Raw genomic sequence first — 23625 nt, forward strand, 5'->3', positions numbered from 1 at the left:
CGTAGAAGAGAGGTCTAAGGGCTTGACAAGCACCTGAAGACCGAGTAATTTTACAACAGCAAAGAGGATCGGGGGGCGTAAATGCCTCAGATTGCCGTCTGAAGCGCCCCCCGACCCCTTTGCAGCGGTCCTATTTCTGCCCTCTAACAATAGCGCACCCGAGGGCATGCATTCCATGCGCCGGAGGAATATATGTTCACTGAGGAAGAGATTTTTGAGATGCTCCTAGCTGCGATACGCCGGGCACACTTACGGCATCCTCGCAACGCTACCGACTTCAGTAAGTACCTTCAGGCGGAAATGAGCTTGGAGCTTGCTGAGGCTTGGGGCCGCGCCAGGGGCTACTGCTAGGTTTTAGATTTACATGGATGTACTCAAGTTATCTGCCGGTTGTCTCCTCGCTACGGTGTGTGCGACATCCGGCAGACAGCTACACATGAGGATGGTCCCTCGGAGGTAGACCTTGGATACTTACCCATTACTGGATAGAAAATGGGTTCCAGTCGTCACATTGACCAACAATCACGAACTTGTCTCTCTCTGTGAGTCTCTTTTGAACGCCGCTAGCTACCGCCGGATAGACGCGGGGCATCCCCTGAAAACGTCTGCGCTGTATCGCCTGCATCTGGCGTTGCTGCATCGGGCGCTGGTAGGTCCTATGGACGCTGACCAGGGCGCCGAGTGGTATCTGGCCGGGCGCTTTCCGGACGGGGTGGCGCAGTATCTGGACCGCTACGCCGACCGCTTCCACCTCTTCGGGACGCAGCCCTTCATGCAAGTCGCGGGGCTGGACCCGGCGGCTGTGGGCGAGAACTTCCGCAGCCACTGGACCCGCCTGAGCACCGAGGAGGGCAGCCCGAACACGACCGCCCTTTTCAACGTGGAGGCCCGGCCCGGCGGTAACCGCAGCGACGCGCTCACGCCCGCGCAGGCCGCCCTGCACCTGCTGACCCACCAGACCTTCGCGCTGGGGGGCCTGATCAAACGCTTCACCACATCGGCGCGGGCGGCTCCGGTGGCGACGGCCGGCCTCTTTCTGGCAGAGGGGGCGAATCTGCACCAGACCCTCTGCCTGAACCTCGTGCCGTACCTGGCGGCCATGCAGGAGCAGGACCTTCCCCCCTGGGAGGACGAGCCGCTGACTGTGGAGCATATTCGCGCCCGGTACGACCCCGAACGGCCCCGCGTGGCCGCTGGATACGCCAGCCGCTATGCCTGGCCGAGCCGCAGCGTCCTGCTGCTGCCCGAGGAGACGCCGCAGGGCGTGGTCGTGCGGTCTATCGGCTTCGGCGCGGGGATTCCGCTGGAGGGTGCGGGCGAGGGCAGCGGCACGGGCACCGACCCGATGGTCAGCCTGCGCCCCAGCCGCGACCCCAAGAACGACCAACCCTTTCCCTACAAACTGCGGCGCGAGCGGCTGCTGTGGCGCGACATGAATGCCCTGCTCCCCGACCCCGCCGCCCAGGTGTCCGAGTACCGCAAGGGTGGGGTCAAGGTGAAGGCAGGAACGCCGCCCAAGACCGTCTCGCACGCCCGCGACGTGATGCGGGCCGCCGCCGAGCGGCTAGGGCGGACGGGAGAGCCAAAGCCCGCCCCCTCCCAGAACGCGCCCAACGACGGCTGGGAAGAGGAAGGCACCCCCGACGCCCGTGCCCCGCACCCGGTCATTCCCGTCGTCGTGTTCGGCCAACTGACCGACCAGGGCAAGGCGTTCGCCATGCGTCAGGAGACGTACACGCTGCCGGAAGCCTTCATCCAGAATCCGGAGACGTTCCGCGACCACGTGCAAGCGGCCCTGACCGACGCGGGCACCGTGGGCGAGGGCCTGCGCCGCTCGGTCCACCTTCTCGCCCACGGGCTGCTGAAAAAGGACGGCGACCGCGACCCCCACAAGGACGACGTGGGCAAGCTGGCCGCTCAGATTCCCGCCGAGCCGACCTACTGGGCCGGGCTGGACACCCCCTTCCGTACCTATCTGCTGGCGCTGGATGTGGACACGAAAGCTGCCCTGACCGAGTGGCATACCGCCCTGCGCCGAGCGGCCCTAAAAGGCTGGCGCACCGCCGAGCAAGCTGCCGGGATGAACGCGGTGGGCCTGCGGGCCGTGCAGGTCGCGCAGGGGCCGCTGCTCAAAGCCCTGGGCACCCTCAAGAACGGAGACACCCCATGACCAAGCAAGTGGCGGATGACCGCCCCGCCCGCTTTGTGGCCGAGCTTTCCCGGCTGGAACGCGGCCCCCTCGCACAGCTTCGGCGGGGGCTGGGCGGCGACGAGCGCGGCGTGTATTGGCTGGAGGGGCTGTATACCCGCACCGGCTACGGCACGGCGGAATCCTATCAGAAAGAGGCTCTGCAACTCGTCGCGGGCCTGTACGCCCTCAAACCTCAGGCCCGGCAGGATGAGGGCGACGCGGCGGAGATAGAAACGGCGCCCGCCGGGAACGCCGACGCGGAGAAAGGCCCCTCCATCGGCCTGCTGATGGGCAGGCTCTACCTCGCCCAAGGCAGCCGCCCCAGCACCGAGAAACGTTTCCTGGCACTGCTGGACGCCGACCGCGACGGCCTGAACTACCAGATGCGGCAGGCGGTGACCCTGCTCGCCACCGAGGACCTCACGCCCGACTGGGTGCGCCTGACCAGGAACCTCCTGTACTGGGGCGACCGCGTGCGCCGCGAGTGGGCGCAGGACTTCTACCGCGAGATCAGTCGGGAGGCCAAGGCGCAGACCGAGGCGTCTTCCACAGCCCCCTCGGATGAGGCGCTGCCCGCCCCCACCCCCTCTTCCCAATCCGGCGACGACGCCGACGGAGACAGGTTATGAAAGCCCTGCTAGAGCTGCACTACCTCCAGAACTTCGCCCCCAGCAACCTCAACCGCGACGATACCGGCAGCCCCAAGGACGCCTTTTTCGGCGGCACCCGGCGGCTGCGGATTTCCTCGCAGTCGTTCAAGCGGGCGATGCGGCAGGACTTCGGGGGGCGGCAGCTTCTGCGGCCCGACGAGATCGGCGTGCGGACCAAGCGGGCGCACGAGGCGATTGCCGAATTGCTCGCGGGCGAGGGCCGCACAGAGGAGCAGCGCCGCGCCGCCGCTGAACTCGCGCTGGGCGGGCTGGGATTGCCTGTGAAGGACGGCAAGAACCAGTACCTCCTCTTCCTGGGCCGCGACGAGTTGCAGCGGGTGGCCGACATCATCAACTCCAACTGGGCCGAGTTCCAGGCGGCGGCCCCCACCCCGGAGGAAGGCGGCAAGAAAAAGGCGAGCAAGAAAGCAGCCCTAAGCGGCGATCTCGGCAAGCAACTCGCGGGGGCGCTCAACGGCAGCAAGGCCGTGGATGTGGCCCTGTTCGGGCGGATGCTCGCCGACCTCCCCGATAAGAACGCGGACGCGGCGGCGCAGGTGGCGCACGCCATCAGCACCCACGCCCTGCGCGAGCGGCAGTACGACTTTTACACGGCGGTGGACGACCTCAAGCCCGAGGACAACGCCGGGGCCGACATGCTGGGCACGGTGGAGTTCGCCAGCGCAACCGTCTACCGCTACGCCTGCATCGACCTGGGCAAGTTGCTGGAAAACCTGCAAGGCGACCGCGAACTGCTGAAGCGGGGGCTGCGGGCCTTTCTGTACGCCTCCGTGTTCGCCGCGCCGACGGGCAAGCAGAACACCTTCGCCGCGCACAACCTGCCGGGGCTGATGGTGCAGGTCGTGCGCCGGAACACCTCGCCGCGCAACCTCGCCAACGCGTTTGAAAAGGGCGTGCGGGCCGAGGGCGGGGGCGGCTACCTGGCGCCCAGCGTCGCGGCGCTGGCCGGGGAAATGGACTGGCAGAACGGCGTCTTCGGGGATGCCGGAGCCGCCCGCTTCGTGGCGCGGGAGGGCGGGCACGCGGTCTTCGGGGAGGCGATGCCCGACGTGGCAGCGTTGATTGACGCGACGGTCGCGGACGCCCTGAATGCACTGGAGGCCTGACGGTGGCGACCCTGCTGCTGCGGCTGGTCGCCCCCATGCAGGCCTGGGGCACGCGCAGCCGCTTCGACGACCGCGACACCGAGGCCGAGCCGAGCCGTTCGGGGGTGCTGGGCCTGTGTGCGGCGGCGCTGGGCATCGACCGCGCCGAGCCGATGGAGCACCTGACCCGCCTGCGCTTCGGCGTGCGGGTGGACCGCGAGGGAGTGGTGGGCACCGACTACCACACCGCTCAACTGCGCCCCGGCGACCCGAAGACGAGGACGGATGTGACCCGCCGCGCCTACCTCGCCGACGCCGCGTTCTGGGCCGGGCTGGAGGGGAACCGGGGGGTGCTAGCCGAGTTGCACGCCGCCTTGAAAAACCCGCACTGGCCGCTGTCGCTGGGACGGAGGGCCTTTCAACCCAGCCTGCCCATCTTCGCTGAGCCTCCGCTGGACCTGCCGCTGTGGGAGGCGCTGCTGACCGCCCCCAGCCTGCGCCGCGAGGATGACGCCGAGCCTTACCGCCTGGTACTGGACCGGGAGGCGGTGCCGGAGGGTGAGCGGGGCCGCGCTTCCCCCTCCCGGCGCCAGGACGTGCCCGACGGTCCCTTCGTCCGGCGGCGTTATGTGTCGCGCGACGTGCTGACGGTGACGGTGCCCCTGACCCCGGACCCCGACCCCTGGCTGCGGCTGTCTCCCTCCGAGGAGGTGGGCGCTTGACTCCGCTCCACCTCTCCCGCCTGATCTTCGACGACCGCGACCCCCGCACGGCCCGCGACCTCGCCAGTCCCTACGCGCTGCACCAGACCCTGCGCTGGGCCTTTCCGGGGGCGGGGGTAGAGGGGGCGCCCCTGCCGGACGGCGAGCGGCTGCTATGGCGGCAGGAGGACCGGACCACCCTCCTCGTCCAGAGCCTGACCCCGCCCGACTGGGAGGCGCTGAACGCCCGGCATCCCGGCTCGCTGCGGGGCTGGGAGGTCAAGGCGGTGGACCTGACCCGAGCGCTGACCCCCGGTCGTGCTCTGCGCTTCCGCCTGCGGGCGAACGTGACCGTGCGGAAGCTGGACGAGCGGGGCCGCAGCCGCCGTCACGCCCTGCGCGGCTCGCGTGAGCAGCTTGAATGGCTGGAACGGCAGGGCGAACAGCACGGCTTTGACCTCCTCGCCGCCGACATCGCCCACAGCGGCACCGTCCGCACCCGCAAGGGCACCCAGACGCTGACCCTCCACACCGTCACCTTCGAGGGTCGGCTGGGCGTGACCGACCCGGCGTCGCTGCTGGACGCGGTGCGCGGGGGCCTCGGCCACGCCAAGGCGCTGGGTTGCGGCCTATTGAGCCTGGGGCCGGGCTGAGCCTTTTTTCAGGAGGTACTTCATGACCGACCCGGCCTCCATCCCACCGACCTCCAACGCCATCGTCTGGCAGCGGCAGAACCTGCGCGAGCTGCCCAAGTTCCGCGACGGCACGACCTACCTCTACCTCGACCACACCCGACTGGAGCAGGACGGCCGGGGCGTGCGGGCCTACCACCCGGAGGGCATGGTGACCATCCCGGCGGCCAGCCTCAGCGTGCTGCTGCTGGGGCCGGGCTGCTCGGTGAGTCACGAGGCGGTCAAGGCCCTCTCCGACACGGGCTGCTCGCTGCTGTGGGTGGGTGAGGAAGGCGTGCGCCTCTACGCCAGCGGCCTGGGCGAGACTCGCAGTGCGGCCCGGCTTCACCGGCAGGCGCTGCTGTGGGCTAACCCCCAGAGCCGCCTGCGCGTGGTGCGCCAGATGTACGCGATGCGCTTTCCGGAGGGGCTGCCCCCGGACCTCACCCTCCAGCAGATTCGTGGGCGCGAGGGGCACGGGTGCGCGACGCCTATGCCCGCTACAGCCGGGCGCACGGGGTCAAGTGGGACACGCGTCAGTACAAGCAGCAGGACTGGAACCGCGCCACACCCGTGAACAAGGCGGTGAGCGCCGGGAACGCCTGTCTGTACGGCCTCGCGCACGCCGCGATCCTGAGCATGGGCTATAGCCCCGCGCTGGGCTTCGTGCACACCGGCAAGATGCTCAGCTTCGTCTACGACGTGGCCGACCTCTACAAGCTGGAGGTGGTGCTGCCCGTCGCCTTCCGCGAGGCGGCCACCCCCGGCGACGATTTGGAACGGCGCGTCCGCACCGGCCTGCGCGACCACATGACCAAACTGCGGTTGCTGGAGCGCATGGCCGCCGATCTCCTGCATCTGCTGGGCGGCGACGATGCCAACCCCGAGCCGACCGCCCCCGGCGACCTGTGGGACCCGGAGGGCAACGCGGCGGGAGGGGTGAACCATGCTGGTCATGACTCTTGAGGCCGTGCCCGAGAGCCTGCGCGGTGAGCTGTCACGCTGGTTGATCGAGGTGCAGCCGGGCGTGTATGTCGGCAACGCCTCGGCCCTCGTGCGCGACCTGCTGTGGGACAAGGCCGTGGGGCATACCCGCCGGGGCCGCTGCACCCAGGTCTACCGGGCCAACAACGAGCAGGGCTTTGTGATCCGCACCCACGGAGACGCGACCCGGCGGGTGGTCAATCTGGACGGCTACCAGCTTGTTGCTGTCCGCAACGCCCGGCATGCACAATTGGCCCGGGAGTACGACCCTCCCGAGGACGATGACAGATTGTGATTTGAATCGAGGGCAGGGAGCTGGCCTTCTCCGCAGGTGACGTGCAGGAAGGACCGCGTTTCTGAAGTGTTTTCCCCACGGGTGTGGGGATGGTCCGGGGGTGGATTCATGGCAAGAGGAAATGTTGCGTTTTCCCCACGGGTGTGGGGATGGTCCGTTTTTTGCCAGCCGACGCGGAGCCGCCCAGGAGTTTTCCCCACGGGTGTGGGGATGGTCCGCAGCTCCTCCATCTGCTCGGGGGTGGTGCTGCGTTTTCCCCACGGGTGTGGGGATGGTCCGTTCCCTGTGGGGCGTGGATATGCAGCACGGCCGTTTTCCCCACGGGTGTGGGGATGGTCCGGAAAGCCCGATCATGGCCGCCGAGTACCTGATGTTTTCCCCACGGGTGTGGGGATGGTCCGACGCGGCCGACGAATACCACAGTGTCCGGGGCGTTTTCCCCACGGGTGTGGGGATGGTCCATCCCCGCGACCGCACAAACGTTTTGGAGTAGTGTTTTCCCCACGGGTGTGGGGATGGTCCGCGGGGCCGAACTTCATCAGGGATTCCCAGGCGTTTTCCCCACGGGTGTGGGGATGGTCCGGCATCGGGACTCTCCCGCACGACGGCCTATGCGTTTTCCCCACGGGTGTGGGGATGGTCCGCGGGCATCAGCGGCACCATCTACGCGCCCGACGTTTTCCCCACGGGTGTGGGGATGGTCCGCGGCAGCGGGTGTCGTCGCTCCAAGTGGCGGTGTTTTCCCCACGGGTGTGGGGATGGTCCGTCGAGTACACCACCATCCGCAAAACGGGCAGCGTTTTCCCCACGGGTGTGGGGATGGTCCGCGGGAGGGCTGGAGCCTCGCGGACGTGCTCACGTTTTCCCCACGGGTGTGGGGATGGTCCGCCCAGGGTCCGCGCCTGCTCCGCGTCCTCGGTGTTTTCCCCACGGGTGTGGGGATGGTCCGCCGACCAGCAGGACTCCCCCCTGGCCCTGACCGTTTTCCCCACGGGTGTGGGGATGGTCCGTCCGCATGACCGCCCCCACCCTCACGCCCGACGTTTTCCCCACGGGTGTGGGGATGGTCCGGCCAGCGCCTGCTCCTCGTTGTTGAGGCGCAGGTTTTCCCCACGGGTGTGGGGATGGTCCGGGTCATGCGCTCACCGCCTGGGGCAGGGCCGGGTTTTCCCCACGGGTGTGGGGATGGTCCGCTGCGCGAGACCCGCGTGGCGGCGGTCGCGGCGTTTTCCCCACGGGTGTGGGGATGGTCCGCTGACCCCCGCGCAGACCGTGCAGGCCCTGGCGTTTTCCCCACGGGTGTGGGGATGGTCCGCCGCGACCGGCACGAACAGCCCGCCAATCAGGGTTTTCCCCACGGGTGTGGGGATGGTCCCCGCCAGCTCGCGGATCACGGTCTCCATGCCCTGTTTTCCCCACGGGTGTGGGGATGGTCCGCCAACCTCACCACGCTCGACGACCTCAACGGCGTTTTCCCCACGGGTGTGGGGATGGTCCGCGGTCAGGCACCACAGCATTGCTGCGGCCAGCGTTTTCCCCACGGGTGTGGGGATGGTCCGCCTCGCCACGGCGCTGCACGATCAGCAGTGGAGTTTTCCCCACGGGTGTGGGGATGGTCCGAACCGGCCCCAGCGCCGGTCCCCGTGACGCCCGTTTTCCCCACGGGTGTGGGGATGGTCCGAGGGCGGCGACAAGGACGACAGACCCGTGGGTGTTTTCCCCACGGGTGTGGGGATGGTCCGCGCTACACCGACGATGTTTTTAATAATCGCCCGTTTTCCCCACGGGTGTGGGGATGGTCCGGGGTCACCCTCTTGGACGGCGCTCAGCGCGGCGTTTTCCCCACGGGTGTGGGGATGGTCCGCGTTCCTCCTGCGCGTCTCCAGCTCGCCGCCTGTTTTCCCCACGGGTGTGGGGATGGTCCAGCCCGCCAATAATCATATATGCGCCCTCGGTGTGTTTTCCCCACGGGTGTGGGGATGGTCCGCTGTCGCGACTCCGATTTTTGCTGTCCTTGTGGTTTTCCCCACGGGTGTGGGGATGGTCCGATGCAACCCGCATCGGGGCAGACCGTCTCAACGTTTTCCCCACGGGTGTGGGGATGGTCCGGCCCACGCCGAGGCCAGGCGGCTCCAGGACGAGTTTTCCCCACGGGTGTGGGGATGGTCCGTCACCCACGGCGGGAACGGTTGGCATCCCCATGTTTTCCCCACGGGTGTGGGGATGGTCCGCGCGGGGACAACGACTAACACGGGTATTCCGGGTTTTCCCCACGGGTGTGGGGATGGTCCGCGCGGGGGGGGCTGGTACGAGTTCCCGGCGGCGTTTTCCCCACGGGTGTGGGGATGGTCCGACTTCTTCGACCCTTTGCTACAGGCTGCCTCCGTTTTCCCCACGGGTGTGGGGATGGTCCGAGCTTGGCCTGGGCTTCGAGCCGCTGCTCGACGTTTTCCCCACGGGTGTGGGGATGGTCCGACCAGCCCACGGCGCCTGCCCTGCGGGTGCTGGTTTTCCCCACGGGTGTGGGGATGGTCCGGGGGCCAGGGCGGAGGCGGCCTGCTCCTCCGGGTTTTCCCCACGGGTGTGGGGATGGTCCGGTTCGCCTTTTCTGTCTCCCCGACCTTGCCCCGTTTTCCCCACGGGTGTGGGGATGGTCCGCCCTGGAGGAGGCGTGATCCCCTCCCCCCTGGGTTTTCCCCACGGGTGTGGGGATGGTCCGGCCCCCCAGTCCCCCCCGCCTCCTCTGCCCCAGTTTTCCCCACGGGTGTGGGGATGGTCCGGCCCGTTGGGAGGCGGCGGCGGTCGCCGGGGGGTTTTCCCCACGGGTGTGGGGATGGTCCGCACCCCAGGACACCATGACCCCCACACCTCGGTTTTCCCCACGGGTGTGGGGATGGTCCGACACCCCAGATGTCTATATGCGCTTCATCTATGTTTTCCCCACGGGTGTGGGGATGGTCCGATCGTCTACGACCCCGCCCGGCACGATGACGGGTTTTCCCCACGGGTGTGGGGATGGTCCGTAGTCGCTGATTGTGCCGGGTGCGACCAGCTCGTTTTCCCCACGGGTGTGGGGATGGTCCGCAGGCCGGTCGACTGCGCTTCTTCATCCCCGGCGTTTTCCCCACGGGTGTGGGGATGGTCCGCTGCGGGTTGGCCTTCAGCCCCGCTTGACCGGGTTTTCCCCACGGGTGTGGGGATGGTCCGGACGCAACGGGCTGGACCCGTTTGACGAGCACGTTTTCCCCACGGGTGTGGGGATGGTCCCAGAGGGCAGAAGAGGCTACCGCCCGCTCTCGCGTTTTCCCCACGGGTGTGGGGATGGTCCGGACGGCAAGCCCGTCATGCACGAGTGGAACGCGTTTTCCCCACGGGTGTGGGGATGGTCCGTCCAGGTGCGCGGCGTGCGGCCGGTGGGCGACGTTTTCCCCACGGGTGTGGGGATGGTCCGCGCGTGCCCGTCGCCACGTCCTCCTCCGTCTCGTTTTCCCCACGGGTGTGGGGATGGTCCGTTGGTAATGCTCCCCCACGCGCTGAGCAGCCCGTTTTCCCCACGGGTGTGGGGATGGTCCGCCCTCGTCAAGGCGGACAGGCGGTTCAAGCAGGTTTTCCCCACGGGTGTGGGGATGGTCCGGAGACACCATGGCAACCAAGATCGGAACCGAGGTTTTCCCCACGGGTGTGGGGATGGTCCGTCCAGCCGCAGAACGCCGGGGACGGCGCTGGGGTTTTCCCCACGGGTGTGGGGATGGTCCGCCGATCTGCACCACCCCGACCTTTCCCGCCGTGTTTTCCCCACGGGTGTGGGGATGGTCCGTGGACGTGCTCACTCTGGGCGAACATCATCAGGTTTTTCCCACGGGTGTGGGGATGGTCCGACCGCGCTCGGCCCCAAGTTCACCTTTCAGAAGTTTTCCCCACGGGTGTGGGGATGGTCCGGTCCCGTACTGCACCAGCAGGCCGACGCTGTTGTTTACTCCAGGGCTGTGGGGATGGTTCAACCTTGGTCGCGCCGCTCACCCTGCGGCATTCGCCCCCAAATCCCTATTTCACTCCACGCCTCCCGGACTCAGTGCGCGGGTGCCCGGCGCCCCGGCAGCAGGTGCAGCACGGCCACGATCAGGCCGCCGAGGAGGAGTCCGAAGAGGCCAGAGCCCACCGTTTCGACCAGCCATTCGACGAAACCTTCTGCGAAGGGGACGGCGTGTCCCGCCGACACGGCGAGGTCATGGACGGCATGGAGCGGGCCGCCCAGGCCGAATTCCTCCAGCCCCGCGAGGATGATGTGTCCGCCGACCCACAGCATGGCGGCGGTCCCGATCACCGAGAGGGCCGCCAGGACCTTGGGCATTCCGCGCACCAGTCCGCGTCCCACCGAGCGGCTGGCCCCCGACGCGCTGTTGGCCAGCCGCAGGCCGAAGTCGTCCATCTTCACGATCAGGCCCACGACCCCGTACACCAGCGCGGTGATCAGCAGCGCCACAACCATCAGGGTCACCGCCCGCAGCCAGAAGGTCTGGTCGGCCACCTCCGCGAGCGAGATCGCCATGATCTCGGCCGAGAGGATGAAGTCGGTGCGGATCGCCCCCGCGACCATCTGCTCCTCATGGGCCTGCCCGGTCAGGGCGGCAGGCTCCTCGCCGTGGTGGCCCTTCTTGTGGCCGCTGACGGCCTCGTAGACCTTTTCTGCGCCCTCGAAGCAGAGGTAGGCCCCGCCCAGCATCAGGATCGGGGTGATGGCGCCGGGCAGAAACTGGCTGAGCAGCAGCGCGGCAGGCAGGATAAAGACGACCTTGTTGCGCAGTGATCCCCGCGCGATGCGCCAGATGATGGGCAGTTCGCGGTCGGGGGTAAAGCCCGTCACGTAGCGGGGCGTGACCGCCGTGTCGTCCACGACCACGCCGATGGCCTTGGACCCGGCCTTGGCCGCCGCCGCCCCGATGTCGTCGATCGAGGCCGCCGCCAGCCGGGCGATGGCCGCCACGTCGTCGAGCAGGGCGACCAGACCGCCGCTCACAGCCGGGCCTCCGGGCAGGGGTGGTGAAAGGCGGGCGGGGCGGGGCGGGCGAGCCTGAAAACCATCAGGCCCACAGCCTAGTGCATTGGCTCCCGCTGCACTCGCCCTACCTGCCCTGGGGGTGGCGGCACCGTATCCTGCCCGCATGGTCCGCCCGCCCGCCCCCATCCGGAGTGACGCCTTTTCCGCCGCCGCCGAGGCCCTGGCCGCCGCCCGGCAACCGGGGGACGTGATCGCCACCCTGCTCGCGCACGCCCACGCGGCCTTCCAGGTCGCCGCTGCCGCGTGGCTCGCGCCGGGGGCGGGACAAGAGGGAGGCGTCCCCCCGGAGCCTGCCGCCCAGGTGGGGGCCTGGGCGGCCCTGCCGGATGCCGCGACCCTGCGGGGGGCATGGGGGCGGCACGGGCCGGTCTTGCCGGAGGGCGGGGGCGTCGCCCTCTTTCCCCTCCAGACGGGCGAGGCGGCCCCGCTGGGCCTGCTGGGGCTGGCGTGGCCGCAGGCACCTGACGAGGCCGAGGCGCGGTTCGCGCGGCTGCTGGCGGGGCAGGCGGCGCTGCACCTCGGGCGGCTGGCGTGGGAGGGCAGCCCGGACCTGGCCGGGGCACTGGACCCTCTCGGGGGGCTGGCGCGGGCGGCCCTGCGGATCGCGCGGGCGCCGGGGCTTCAGGCGGCGCTGGAGGTCATCACCGAGGAGGCCCGCACGCTGGTGGGGGCGCACCAGTCGGTCGTGAGTCTCACCGTGAGCGAGGACTGGGCGCAGGCGATCACGGCCGTGTCCCTCAGCGACAAGTACGCGGCGTGGCGCGAGTACGCCGTGCCTCCCAGCGGCAGCGGCATCTACGCGCTGGTGTGCCGCATGAACGAGCCCCTGCGGCTGACCCAGGCCGAGCTGGAGGCGCACCCGGCCTGGCGCGGGTTCGGGGCGCACGCCGCCGAGCACCCCCCCATGCGCGGCTGGCTGGCGGTGCCGCTGGTGGGGCGGGGCGGGCGCAACATCGGCCTGATTCAGCTGAGCGACCGCGTGGAGGGCGACTTCACCGCGCGGGACGAGCACATCCTGGTGCAACTCGCGCAGTTCGCCGCCGTGACGGTCGAGCATGCCCGATCGATCGAACTCGCCCAGGCCGAGCTGGAACGGCGCCAGCAGGCCGAGGCCCGGCTGCGCGTCCTCAACATGGAACTCGAGGGCCGGATCGGGGCCGCCACCCACGAACTGGAAACCCGCGCGGCGGCGCTCGACGCCTTCGTGGCCTTTAGCGAGGCGGTGGGCACCCAGACGGACGTGGCGGCGCTGGCGGGGCAGGCCATCCGGGTCATGCGGACCACGCTGGGGCACGTCAGCGTGGGGTACTACGAGCCGGAAGGCGGGCTGTGGCGGGCGCGGGTGTGGTCGGACGACATGACCCCCGAGATCGTCGCGCAGATCCGGGCGGGCATCCCGGCAGACGCGCCTGACCTGGCCCGCGCGGTAGCCTCCAGCGAGCCGGTCTTCGTGGATGGCTGGGACGCCGAGGCGAACGCGCTCTCGACCACCACGAGCTACGGGGCGGGGGCCTTCGTGCCTGTCGTGATCGGGGGCGAGGTCTGCTCGCTGCTCGCGGTGGGTACCCGCGCCGCGCGGCGCTGGACCGAGCACGAGCGCACCGTGATGCGGGCGGTGGGCCGCAGCTTTCAGCTCGCGCTGGAACGGTCCGAGGCCACCGCGCTGCTGGAGCGCCAGAACGGTGAACTCGCGGCCCGGACCCGCGCCCTGGAGGGCTTCGCGCACCTCACGGGCGACCTCGCCGCGCAGGGCGATCCCCGCGTCTTCGTGCGGCGGGCGCAAGAGGTGATCCTCTCGCTGCTGCCGCCCGGCTACGCCCTGTACTACGAGCGCGAGGAGGGGCGCTGGCGCAACCGGGTGCAGGTCGGGGACGTGGGCAATGCCGACCTCCAAGCCTTTATCGACGCCGGGCCCCAGGTGGGCGTCACTCCCAGCGTGGACGTGCCCTGGGAGACCCGGCAGCCCTACTACCAGGACGCCTACGCGCGGGGCAGCGACACCCCCGAGGACATGGTGCAGCACGTGAGTACCGTCGCCTCGCTGCCCGTGCTGCGCCGGGGCGAGGTGGTCGGGGTGCTTATCGCCGTGATCTTCGAGGGCCGGGCCTGGAACGCCACCGACCGCACCGTGCTGGAGACGGTGGTGAGCAGCCTGGGCCTCGCGCTGGAGCGGGCCGAGAGTGTCGCCCTGCTGGCCGAGCGCACCACCGAACTGGAACAGACCAACGCCGAACTTGAGCGCAGCAACGCCGAACTCGAACAGTTCGCCTACGTCGCCTCGCACGACCTGCAAGCGCCCATCCGCGCGATGACCAGCTTTGCTGGGCTGACCCAGCGCCGCTACGGTGACGTACTCGACGACCGGGGCCGGATGTACCTCCAGCAGATCGCGGAAAGCGGCGAGCACATGAAGCGCCTCGTGGATGACCTGCTGACCTTTTCGCGGGTTCACACGGCCCAGCGCGAGCCGGAGGTGGTCGACAGCGGCGCCGTCTTCGACGCGGTGCGCCGCCGCCTGGAGCGGGGAGCCGACCTCGCGGGCGCCCGCCTGACCCGTGGCCCCTTGCCCCTCGTCCTGGCCGACCCGCAGCAGCTCGACCAGCTCCTGCAAAACCTGATCTCCAATGGGCTGAAGTACCGCCGGGAGGGGGTGACGCCGGAAGTCCATGTCTGGGCCGAGCGCGACGGCGAGATGGAGCGCTTCGCGGTGCGCGACAACGGCATCGGGATCGAAGGGCAGTATTTCGGGCGCATCTTCGAGATCTTCCAGCGCCTGCACGGCCGCGAGCAGTACGAGGGGACCGGCATCGGCCTCGCCGTGTGCAAGAAGATCGTCGAGCGCCACGGCGGCCAGATCTGGGTCGAGAGCGAGGTCGGGCAGGGCACCACCTTCTTCTTCACCCTGCCGGACGGGTCGGCTCCACCTTTCGCCGGATGACCCGCCCCGCCCGGCGGCTAGGCTGAGGCCATGCCCAGGCGAATCCTGCCCACGGCCTTCCTCGTGGGGGCCATGTCCCTGTCTCCCGTCCTCGCGCAACCTGCCCCGGCTTCATCCGCCGCCGCCCCGTCCGCCGAGCAGTCGGCACAGCTCGTCGAGCGCTTGCTGCGCAGCATGACCGGACCGAACGGGGACACCCAGGTCACCTACGGGGCGGTGCCCGGCACGTTGCCGCTGCGCCTCGCGCCGCCGCTGGAGGTTCTCGCCAGCGTCCGCACGGGCCAGAGTGGGGGCGGCTACGTCTACTGGCGCATTCTGGCCGGGAGCGCTCTGCCCGCCGAGGAAACCCGCGCAGCCCTGCAAAAGAGCCTGGAGGCGAGCGGCTGGAAGCCCCAGCCCTTCTACGGCCCGCCTATCGGCTTCGCCACCCAGCAGACGGCCCGCAATCAGGGCTTCTACCGCGAGGGGGGCACCAACTTCGTCCTGAATGCCAACCTCGTCGAGCGGGGGGGCCGCACCGAGATCGAACTGGGCGTCAACGTGGTGTCCGCGCAGGCCATCGCCAACCTGAAAAAAGCGCCCACCTACCGCCCGCAGTCCAGCCTGCCGCTGTTGAGGGCGTTTCCCGGCGCCACGGTGAAGGGCGGGTACACGCCCACTTTCCCCAACGGCTCCATCAGCTCGGCCCACGTGCAGACCCCCCGTCCGGCGGGCGAGGTCTTCAACTTTTACTCGGCGCAGCTCAAGGCCGCCGGGTGGAAGGCCCGCACCGACACCACCGACGGCCCCCTGCGGGTGGTGACCTACAGCCTGCGCGACCTCAACGGGCGCGAGGCGCTGGGCACCCTGGGCCTCCGCCCCTGGGAGAAGGAGGGGGGCGGCTACGTGCTGACCGTTAGCGTGCAGGGGTTCAAGCCCTGAGCGGGTGTGGGGGCGGCAGGGCGCCGAGTGCCGCCCTATACTGCCCCCACCGTGCAACCTGCCCCCCCGCTCGCCGGGCCGACCCCGGCCCTGCCCCCGCCCGCCTTTCTGGACGTGTCCGGCGTCCGCACCCGCCACGTTCAGGCCGGCAGCGGCCCGCCGGTCGTCTTGCTGCACGGCATCGGCCGCAGCCTGGAAGACTGGTCGGAGACGGTGGGGCCGCTCGCCGCGCGGCATGCGGTCTACGCCCCCGACCTGATCGGCTTCGGCCTGACCGACAAGCCCGACGTGCCCTACACGCTGGCGGGGCTGGCGCGGTTCGTGCGGCATTACCTGGATGCGGTGGGGGAGACCCGGCCCGTCACGTTGGTCGGCAACTCGCTGGGTGGGGCGGTCGCCGCACAGTTCGCGCTGCTGTTTCCCGAGCGGACGCGGGCGCTGGTCCTCGTGAACAGCGCGGGCTTCGGCCAGAGCGTGACCCTGGCCCTGCGGCTGGCGACCGTGCCCCGGCTGGGCGAGGTGCTGCTGCGGCCTTCGCCGCGTTCGGCGCGGCGCACGGTGGCGAGCTTGTTCCACGACCCCCGGCACGTCACCCCCGAGCGGGTGCGCTGGGCCGAGCACTTGGGGCGGCAACCCGGCGCGGCGCGGGCCTTCCTGCGGGTGGCGCGGCACCTGGGCACGTGGCGGGGCATCCACCCGCAGTGGCGGCGCACCCTGGCCGGGGACCTCGCGGGGCGGAAGCTTCCCACCCTGATCGTGTGGGGCGAGCGCGACCTTATCTTGCCCGCCGCGCATCTGGAGGAGGCCCGGCGCCTGTACCCCCACGCCCGCACCCACCTCTTTCCCGAGACCGGCCATGTCCCGCAGATCGAGCGGGCGGCCGACTTTCACCGCCTCGTGCTGGAGTTTCTGGAGGAACAGGCATGACTCAAGCTGTCACGCACACCCAAATCGCCATCATCGGCACCGGCTTCGCGGGGCTGGGGATGGGCCTCCGGCTCAAGGAACGCGGCGCCCAGGATTTCCTGCTGTTCGAGCGGGCGCAGGAGGTCGGCGGCACCTGGCGCGACAACACCTACCCCGGCTGCGCCTGCGACGTGAAGAGCGACCTCTACTCCTTTTCCTTCGCGCCCAACCCCGACTGGAGCCACCGCTACGCCCGCCAGCCCGAGATTCTGGCCTACCTGCGGCAGACGGCCGACCGCTTCGGCATGCGCCCCCACATCCGCTTCGGGCACGAGGTCGAGCGGGCCGAGTGGGACGACGGGGAAGGGCTGTGGCGCATTCGCACCAGCGGCGGCGAATACACCGCGCGGGTGCTGATCTCCGGGCATGGCCCGCTGATTGACCCCAAATGGCCTGATATCCCCGGCCTGGAGAGCTTCACCGGGCCGCGCTTCCATTCCGCCCGCTGGGACCATTCGGTGGACCTGAGCGGGAAGCGGGTCGCGGTGGTCGGCACCGGGGCCTCCGCGATCCAGTTCATTCCCGAGGTGCAGAAGGTGGCGGGGCAGCTCACCGTCTTCCAGCGCACGCCCCCCTGGGTGATGCCCCGGATGGACCATGAGACCAGCGAGCGGCGCCGCGAACTCTTCCGGCGCGTGCCCGCGCTGCAACGGGCCTCGCGCGGCTGGATTTTCGGCATGGCCGAGGCCCGCTTCCTGACCTTCACGAACGAGCGGGCCGGGCGGCTGGCCGAGGGGCTGGCCCTGAAGCACCTCGAAGCGCAGGTCGCGGACCCCGAGTTGCGGGCCAAGCTGACCCCCGACTACCGCCTGGGCTGCAAGCGCATCCTGATCAGCGACGACTATTACCCGGCAATTCAGCAGCCCAACGTCGAACTCGTCACCGAGCCCATTCGCGAGGTCCGGGGCACGGAGGTTGTCACGGCGGACGGCGCGGCCCGGCCCTTCGACGTGCTGATCGCCGGGACCGGCTTCAACGCGACCCAGCCGCCGATGGCCCGCCTGATTCACGGGCGGAGGGGCGTGTCGCTGGCCGACACCTGGAGCGACCACCTGGAGGCGCTGCGGGGGACCACGGTGGCGGGTTTTCCGAACCTCTTCCTGCTGGTCGGGCCGAACACGGCGCTGGGGCACAACTCCATCGTGTACATCATCGAATCGCAGATCGCCTACGTGTTGCAGGCGCTGGACTACCTCGACCGTCATGACCTCGGGGCGCTGGAGGCCCGCCCGGAGGCGCAGGCCGCCTACAGCGACGCCCTCCAGGCCGAGCTGCGCGAGTCGGTGTGGGTGCAGGGCGGCTGCACGAGCTATTACCTCGATGCGGCGGGCCGCAACAGCACCCTGTGGCCCCGGCGGGCGGCGGCTTTCCGGCGGGCGCTGCGGCGCTTCGATCCCGGCGAGTACGCGGTACGCCTGAGTCCGATCCGCCCCACGCCCTTGACCCGGCGCGAGGGCGCGGCGTGACCCCCTACGTCTTCGCGGGCGGGGTCGCCGTCCTCACCGGCGCGGCGGGCGGCATCGGGCAGGCGCTCGCGCACGGGCTGGCGGCGCGGGGCAGCCACCTCGCCCTGATCGACCGCGACGGGCCGGGGCTGGAGCGGGTCGCGGCGGCCATCCGCGCCCAGCACCCGGCCCTGCGGGTCACGGCCCACCCCTTCGACCTCGCCCACACGGGGGGCATCCCCGCCCTGGCGGACGAGGTGCTGCGGGCGCATGGCCGGGTCACCCTGCTCGTCAACAACGCGGGCGTGGCGCTGGGCGGCACCTTCGAACAGGTCACGCCGGAGCAGTTCGACCAGGTCCTGGCGATCAACTTCGGGGCGACCGTGGCCCTGTGCCGGGCCATGCTGCCCGCGCTGCGTTCGTCGCTGGGGGGGCAAATCGTGAACCTGTCGAGCCTGTACGGGATCATCGGCCCGCCGGGGCAGGCGGCCTACAGCGCGAGCAAGTTCGCAGTGCGCGGCTTTTCGGAGGCGCTGCGCCACGAACTCGCCGGGCAGGGCATCGGCGTGACGGTCGTGCATCCCGGCGGCGTCCGCACGGGAATCGCCCGCCACGCCGAGGTCGCTCCCGGTGCCAGCCCCGCCGAGACCGAAGCCGGGCGCCGCGCCCAGGAACGGCTGCTGCGGATGCCCCCCGAGCAGGCCGCCGAGACCATCCTGCGGGCGACGGGGCGCCGCGCCCCCCGCGTCCTGGTGGGCAACGACGCCCGCGCGGTGGATCTGCTCGCGCGGCTGCGGCCGGGGGACTACTGGGGGGTGCTGGGGCGGCTCTTTCGGGGGTAAGTTCGGTCAGGCTTGCAGGGCCGTCCCCTCCGGCACGCAACGCCTCAGGGCGGCGAGCACCTCGGGGTCGAAATGGCGGCCCGACTGCGCGGTGAGTTCGTCCCACACGGCGCCCGAGGTCCACGCGTCCTTGTAGGCACGGGGGGAACTCAGGGCGTCGTACACGTCACAGGCGGCCAGGATGCGAGCGAGCAGCGGCACGGCGTCCCCGGCGAGGCCGCCAGGGTACCCGCTGCCGTCGAGCCGCTCGTGGTGGTGGCGCACCGCCTGCCAGACCGTGAAGGGCAGGCCGGGCACCAGCCGCGAGAGCCCGGCGCTGTAGACCGGGTGGCGCTGCATCTGCCGCCACTCGTGCGGGTCGAGCGCTCCGACCTTGCGCCGCACCCGCCCGGAAATCAACAGCTTGCCGCTGTCGTGCAGCAGCCCGGCGAGGTACGCCTCGCGCACCCGCGCGGGGGCCAGTCCCAGGTCGTGGGCCACCGCGCCCGCCAGGCACGCCACCCGCCCCGAGTGCGCGGTGGGGGGCCAGCCGATGGCCCGCTCCACCACCCCCTGATAGGCGCGGCACCGCCAGTCGGGCCGCTCCAGCGGTGGGCGGGGCGGGGCGGTGGGGTGAGGGCGTGGCGTGGACAGGGAAGCGGTCGGACACAGCGGCATGGTGGGGCGAACCTTTCGAGTGGGGCGGCGGGTCAGCGGGGCGTGGGCAGCAGGAGGCCCCCTCCCACGGTCCCCGGTCGGGGGGCGGGAGGGGGCCTGCCGGGGTCAGAGGGGGCTGAAGACGAACTTGTCGCAGCTTCCGCCGCGCAGCACGCTCTCGGTGTGTTCGCCCAGGTAGGTCTGGCCGGTGATGGCCTCCAGGGCGCCCCAGACCGCGCCCAGGGTGAAGGTGCACTTGCGGTCACTGCCCATCGGCTCGCCCGCCGAGCAGGCCGTGTCCTGGGTCTCGATCACGATGTCCTCGCCCTGCCGGTAGGACCGGGTGACGGCGGCGAGGCAGGTGCCGTTCTTGCCGATGGCGGCGTCCAGCAGGGGCGCGATTTCCTCGACCGGCACGTTGCTGCCCGCCACGCCGAGGTCGGTGGCGAGGTCGCGCCCGCGCACCTTGCCCGCGCGGGTAAAGACCACGGCGGCGCCGTCCTCGCCGAGGGTGTCCTCGACGCCGACGATCACGGCCTTGAAGCAGACGATGGAGTTGAAGTCCCCGACGATGGGGCGCAGCGGTTGGGTGGCAGTGGCAGTCATGAATCTTCTCCTGGCAGGGCTGGGATAGAGGGCGGCGAGCAGGTGCCCAGGGGGGGGGTGGGGCGGGGGTTTACAGGATGCTGGCGACGTCCTGGGCAGTGTCGCGGGCTTCCATGTGCAGCAGCCCGAGGTTCATGCCGGGGGGCGTCACGACGGCCAGCACGCCCTTGGTGCCCGCCGCGTAGATGTAGACCTGCCCGGTCGCGCCGCTCACGCTCATGTCGGTGAGCTGGCCCGAGCCCAGGGTGTCGTTGATGCGCTTGCCCAGGCCCAGCGCGGTCGCGGCCATCGCGGCCACGCGGTTGGCGTCGGTGCCGTCGCTCATCGCCTGCGCGATGGGCAGGCCGTCCACGGTGGCGATCAATGCGCCGCGCAGCTCGGGCATGGAGGTGCGGAGGTTGGTCAGGGAAGCGTTGAGGCGGTCTTGCTTGCTGAGAATCGCGGTCATGGGAGTCTCCTGGGGAACTTCAGCCGCGCAGGGGCTGAGGTGAGAGGGTGGATTCGAGGAGGCGGGCGAGCACGTCACGCGCCTGAACGGGATCGGTGGCGTTGAGCCCCACGACCTGCCCTTCCGGCAGCCCGAAATACAGCGCCACGTCGGCGGGGTCCCACACGCGGGCCTGGTCCTGGCGGGTCACCCCGACCAGAAAAGGCACCGGGATGCGGCTGGTGATGAACTCGAGAATGCTCCGGGCGTGCGCGAAGTCCTGCGGGCGGTCCCCGGCGACGAGGAGCACGAGGCCCAGAGCGCCCTCGCACAGCACCTCCCACATGAAGCTGAAGCGGTCCTGGCCGGGGGTGCCGTAGAGGTGCAGGTCATGCCCGCCGAGGTGCAGGGTGCCGAAGTCGAAGGCGACGGTGGTGTTCGTCTTGCCGATGTCCTCGCTGGCCTCGGCCTCGGTGGCGATCACCGGGGTCTGCGAGAGCGTCTGCACGAAGGTGGTCTTGCCCGCCCCGACCGGGCCGGACACGACCAGCTTGAGGGGCGCCTGGGCAGCGGCGGTCATGCCCGCACCCCCCCTCCGCCCAGACGGCGCAGGGCGCCCAGCAGCCGCTGCACCAGGGGTGCGGAGACGGCGGTGACGGGCGCGGTGTCCACGGCGGTGACGGGTCCCGGCGCAGCCGCCGCCCGCAGCGGCGCGACGAGGTTGGCCGCCCGCAGGCGGTAGAGTGCTGCCCGCAGGTCCTGCTCACTCCAGCCCACCTGCCGGGTGAGGTCGGCGGCGCTCGCACCCCTCTCCAGCACGGGGCGCAGCACGGCCCACGTTCCGGCCAGCGGTGCGGGTACGGATAACGTGCCGGGCACCGCCACGAAGCGGGTCTCGGGGTGCGGCAGGTGCTCGGTCGGGGCAGTAACTTCGGTGTTCAGCACGCTGCCCAGCGGCAGTTCGTAGAACAGCAGGGCTCCGGCAGCGTGCTCGCGGCGCTGGAACTCGAAAGCGCCCCGGCCCTGGGCCGCGAGCTCGAGCAGGACGCCCCTCGCCCGCCCAGCCTCCATCACCGGGAAGCCGTCGAGGTACAGGGCGCGGAGCTGCCCGCGCGTGACCGTGAGTTCCAGGGTGCGGCCTTGATAGGCCTCGTGAAAGTAGAGCGTGCCCGTCTGAACGGCGAGCACCTTGAGCAGGTCGGGCAGCGCGTGGTCTTGCAGGTCGCCGAACAGGGCCATATCAACTCCTTTCTGCATCGGTCGGGACGGGAAGGGGAGAGCCAGCCGTGACAGGCTGGGCTGCTGGACATGCAAACAGGGTTTTAAGACCTGCGCCATCACACGTCTGTCACACTTGATGAGGTACTGATGAGTCTCATAATTCCCGCTAGCAACTCATTGGGCTCAAGCCGCTGGTTCCAACGGTTCAACGTGGAACTTTCTTGTCTAACACGGAACTCAGTCTTCTCATTAGGTGAGTTTTGCATGAGAGTACGCCTGTTGGGCTGTCCAATCGCCAGCGTGAACCATTGCCTGACCTTTCTTCCGTTAGGCTGCCCGAGCGATGTCGCCTGACCCCTCCACTGACCTCTTGCAACGAATCCAGGCCCTCGAAGCCGAGCGTCAGGCCTGGCAGCAGGCCCTGACGCTGTTCAGTGAGGCGCCCGTGCCCTACCTGCTGCTGAACTCGCAGGGCCGGGTGCAGGAGGCCAATGCGGCGGCCTGCACCCATCTCGGACACGGGGCTGAGGCGCTGCGGGGACGGCGGTTCACACGGTTCCTGACGCCGGGGTCACAGGGGACGTTCGAGTGGCTGCTGGGGCAGGCGGGCGGCACGGTGCCGCAGGTCCGGGCCGAGGGACAACTGCTGCACGCGGACGGCACCATGCTCGACGTGCTGCTCGACCTCGCCGCCCCGGCACCAGGCGCGGCGCCGGGACTGCTGCGCCTGATCGTCACCGACATCACGCCCTACAAGCAGGCGCACCGAGACCTGCTCGACATGACCGCCAGCCAGGACGCCCGGCTTCAGGCTGGGGCCACGCACTTCCGGGCCGCCCAGCAGGAACTGGAGGGCGTGGTCACGGTGGTCGTGCAGCAGCTTCAACTGCCGGTCGCGCGGGCGATGAATTACCTGGCGCTGACCCGCCGCGCCCTGGGAGACCCCGCTCCCGAGGAAGTGGCGCGGCCGCTGCTCCAGAGCGAGCGGGCCGTGCAGCAGATCATCGCGCTGCTCGCCTCGGTCGACCGTTACCTCCAGATGCGCCGGATGCGGCTGGGCCTGCGCCGGGTGGACCTGGAGCGGGTGCTGCGCGAGGTGCTCAAGCACGCCCAGCCGGTCATGGAGGGCCGCCATGTCCACGTCACCCACGATCCCCTGCCCACCGTGCTGGGAGACAGCCAGGCCCTCTTCGTGATGTTCGACGAGTACGTCGCCAACGCCCTGAAATACACCAAGGGCCGCGAGATCGCCCGCGTCCACGTGCGGGTGCGCGAGACGGAGACGGAGTACCACATCGGGGTGGAGGACAACGGGACAGGTTTCAACATGCGCCACAAAGACCGCCTCTTTCACCTGTTTGGCCGCCTGCACCCTTCGCGGTCCTACGAGGGCACCGGGGTCGGGCTGGTCACCGTGCGGCGGCTGTGCGGGCGTTTCGGCGGGCGCGTCTGGGCCGAGGGCAAACCGGACCAGGGGGCAACTTTCTGGTTCGCTTGGCCCAAGCTGCCCGTCATCTTGGAGTGAGTGGGGCGCGGTGCTCCGGGGCCGGGGCAGTGGTCGGCGCCTCGCCCGGCTCCCCAGTGCTGAGCTCCACGGCACTGCCCCAGCGGGCCATCGCCGCGATGATCTCCCCCAGTCCTTCACCGCGCGGGGTCAGGGCGTAGTCCACGCGGGGCGGTACCTCGGCATACACGGTGCGGGTCAGGACTCCCTGCTCCTCCAGGTCGCGCAGCCGGGCCGTCAGCGTCTTGGGCGAGATGCGTTCCAGGGCGCGGCGCAACTCGCTGAATCGCCGTGTTCCCCCCAGCAGCTCGCGCACGATCAGGGTGGTCCAGCGCCCCCCCAGCACGTCCATCGTGCGCTCGACCCCACACTCGGGGCGCCGGACTGCCGCATTGCCGTATTTCATGGTTCCTCCTGGGCCTACTGCTTTCTCATAGGATACTGGGTTTCACCTTCCCGCCT

The 23625-nt window shown here is 70.0% G+C and carries 21 protein-coding genes and 1 CRISPR repeat array; of the genes, 14 read left to right on the forward strand and 7 right to left on the reverse strand.

The window, feature by feature from the left end; genetic code table 11:
• The first annotated feature begins 463 nt into the window (after window positions 1–463).
• The 8 genes from casA to cas2e are packed head-to-tail and all read left to right on the forward strand — an operon-like array spanning window position 464 to window position 6598.
• Complete coding sequence (gene casA / locus F8S09_RS07575) at window positions 464–2170, forward strand: type I-E CRISPR-associated protein Cse1/CasA (RefSeq protein ID WP_152870725.1); 1707 nt, start codon at window positions 464–466, stop codon at window positions 2168–2170.
• Window positions 2167–2820, forward strand: a complete 654-nt coding sequence (gene casB, locus F8S09_RS07580; RefSeq protein WP_152870727.1) for a type I-E CRISPR-associated protein Cse2/CasB — start codon at window positions 2167–2169, stop codon at window positions 2818–2820. The genes casA and casB overlap by 4 nt, the downstream gene beginning before the upstream one ends.
• Window positions 2817–3968, forward strand: a complete 1152-nt coding sequence (cas7e, locus tag F8S09_RS07585) for a type I-E CRISPR-associated protein Cas7/Cse4/CasC (RefSeq protein ID WP_152870729.1) — start codon at window positions 2817–2819, stop codon at window positions 3966–3968. The genes casB and cas7e overlap by 4 nt, the downstream gene beginning before the upstream one ends.
• A gap of 2 nt (window positions 3969–3970) precedes the next feature.
• Entirely contained in the window at window positions 3971–4669 is a 699-nt protein-coding gene (cas5e, locus tag F8S09_RS07590) for a type I-E CRISPR-associated protein Cas5/CasD (RefSeq protein ID WP_322618631.1), read from the forward strand.
• Window positions 4666–5301, forward strand: a complete 636-nt coding sequence (cas6e, locus tag F8S09_RS07595) for a type I-E CRISPR-associated protein Cas6/Cse3/CasE (protein ID WP_152870731.1) — start codon at window positions 4666–4668, stop codon at window positions 5299–5301. The genes cas5e and cas6e overlap by 4 nt, the downstream gene beginning before the upstream one ends.
• 22 nt (window positions 5302–5323) lie before the next feature.
• Window positions 5324–5896, forward strand: coding sequence for a CRISPR-associated endonuclease Cas1 (locus F8S09_RS17920; protein ID WP_227978554.1), 573 nt, complete (start codon window positions 5324–5326; stop codon window positions 5894–5896).
• Window positions 5893–6285 carry a CRISPR-associated endonuclease Cas1 gene (locus tag F8S09_RS17925; RefSeq protein ID WP_227978555.1) on the forward strand — a complete coding sequence of 131 codons (393 nt, stop codon included), beginning with the start codon at window positions 5893–5895 and terminating at the stop codon, window positions 6283–6285. Before F8S09_RS17920 ends, F8S09_RS17925 begins: the two co-directional genes overlap by 4 nt.
• Entirely contained in the window at window positions 6275–6598 is a 324-nt protein-coding gene (gene cas2e / locus F8S09_RS07605; RefSeq protein WP_152870733.1) for a type I-E CRISPR-associated endoribonuclease Cas2e, read from the forward strand. Before F8S09_RS17925 ends, cas2e begins: the two co-directional genes overlap by 11 nt.
• A gap of 68 nt (window positions 6599–6666) precedes the next feature.
• A CRISPR array of direct repeats spans window positions 6667–10537; the repeat unit is 29 nt; unit sequence GTTTTCCCCACGGGTGTGGGGATGGTCCG.
• A 130-nt stretch (window positions 10538–10667) separates the two neighbouring features.
• Here the strand turns inward: cas2e and F8S09_RS07610 are convergent.
• Window positions 10668–11615, reverse strand: coding sequence for a DUF808 domain-containing protein (locus F8S09_RS07610; RefSeq protein WP_322618632.1), 948 nt, complete (start codon window positions 11613–11615; stop codon window positions 10668–10670).
• A gap of 145 nt (window positions 11616–11760) precedes the next feature.
• Between F8S09_RS07610 and F8S09_RS07615 the strand changes: the two genes are divergently transcribed.
• From F8S09_RS07615 to F8S09_RS07635, 5 genes are read left to right on the forward strand one after another with little or no spacing between them, the layout of a single operon-like run.
• Window positions 11761–14595, forward strand: a complete 2835-nt coding sequence (locus tag F8S09_RS07615; protein ID WP_152870737.1) for a GAF domain-containing sensor histidine kinase — start codon at window positions 11761–11763, stop codon at window positions 14593–14595.
• A gap of 30 nt (window positions 14596–14625) precedes the next feature.
• The gene (locus F8S09_RS07620) at window positions 14626–15516 is read left to right on the forward strand and encodes a hypothetical protein (protein WP_152870739.1); all 891 of its coding nucleotides are present in this window, start codon (window positions 14626–14628) and stop codon (window positions 15514–15516) included.
• Between the two features lie 51 nt (window positions 15517–15567).
• Window positions 15568–16443 carry an alpha/beta fold hydrolase gene (locus F8S09_RS07625; protein WP_322618633.1) on the forward strand — a complete coding sequence of 292 codons (876 nt, stop codon included), beginning with the start codon at window positions 15568–15570 and terminating at the stop codon, window positions 16441–16443.
• Window positions 16440–17948, forward strand: coding sequence for a flavin-containing monooxygenase (locus F8S09_RS07630; RefSeq protein ID WP_152870741.1), 1509 nt, complete (start codon window positions 16440–16442; stop codon window positions 17946–17948). The genes F8S09_RS07625 and F8S09_RS07630 overlap by 4 nt, the downstream gene beginning before the upstream one ends.
• On the forward strand, window positions 17945–18769 hold the full coding sequence (locus tag F8S09_RS07635) for an SDR family NAD(P)-dependent oxidoreductase (RefSeq protein ID WP_322618634.1): 825 nt from the start codon (window positions 17945–17947) through the stop codon (window positions 18767–18769). Before F8S09_RS07630 ends, F8S09_RS07635 begins: the two co-directional genes overlap by 4 nt.
• Window positions 18770–18775: 6 nt before the next feature.
• On the opposite strand, the gene F8S09_RS07640 is transcribed toward F8S09_RS07635, so the two are convergent.
• From F8S09_RS07640 to F8S09_RS07660, 5 genes are all read right to left on the reverse strand, one after another.
• Window positions 18776–19426, reverse strand: coding sequence for an HD-GYP domain-containing protein (locus F8S09_RS07640; protein WP_152870744.1), 651 nt, complete (start codon window positions 19424–19426; stop codon window positions 18776–18778).
• A 105-nt stretch (window positions 19427–19531) separates the two neighbouring features.
• On the reverse strand, window positions 19532–20011 hold the full coding sequence (locus tag F8S09_RS07645; RefSeq protein ID WP_152870746.1) for a hypothetical protein: 480 nt from the start codon (window positions 20009–20011) through the stop codon (window positions 19532–19534).
• A gap of 70 nt (window positions 20012–20081) precedes the next feature.
• Window positions 20082–20459 carry a roadblock/LC7 domain-containing protein gene (locus F8S09_RS07650; protein ID WP_152870748.1) on the reverse strand — a complete coding sequence of 126 codons (378 nt, stop codon included), beginning with the start codon at window positions 20457–20459 and terminating at the stop codon, window positions 20082–20084.
• A 19-nt stretch (window positions 20460–20478) separates the two neighbouring features.
• Complete coding sequence (locus F8S09_RS07655) at window positions 20479–21018, reverse strand: GTP-binding protein (protein WP_152870750.1); 540 nt, start codon at window positions 21016–21018, stop codon at window positions 20479–20481.
• On the reverse strand, window positions 21015–21677 hold the full coding sequence (locus tag F8S09_RS07660; RefSeq protein WP_152870752.1) for a hypothetical protein: 663 nt from the start codon (window positions 21675–21677) through the stop codon (window positions 21015–21017). The genes F8S09_RS07655 and F8S09_RS07660 overlap by 4 nt, the downstream gene beginning before the upstream one ends.
• 325 nt (window positions 21678–22002) lie before the next feature.
• On the opposite strand from F8S09_RS07660, the gene F8S09_RS07665 reads away from it, so the two are divergent.
• Complete coding sequence (locus F8S09_RS07665; RefSeq protein ID WP_227978556.1) at window positions 22003–23184, forward strand: PAS domain-containing sensor histidine kinase; 1182 nt, start codon at window positions 22003–22005, stop codon at window positions 23182–23184.
• Here F8S09_RS07665 and F8S09_RS07670 read toward each other — a convergent pair.
• Entirely contained in the window at window positions 23171–23569 is a 399-nt protein-coding gene (locus tag F8S09_RS07670) for a winged helix-turn-helix transcriptional regulator (RefSeq protein WP_152870754.1), read from the reverse strand. The two genes, F8S09_RS07665 and F8S09_RS07670, sit on opposite strands and share 14 nt — an antisense overlap.
• Window positions 23570–23625: the final 56 nt, after the last annotated feature.

Origin of the sequence: Deinococcus terrestris (assembly GCF_009377345.1) — a bacterium.
GTDB lineage: Bacteria > Deinococcota > Deinococci > Deinococcales > Deinococcaceae > Deinococcus > Deinococcus terrestris.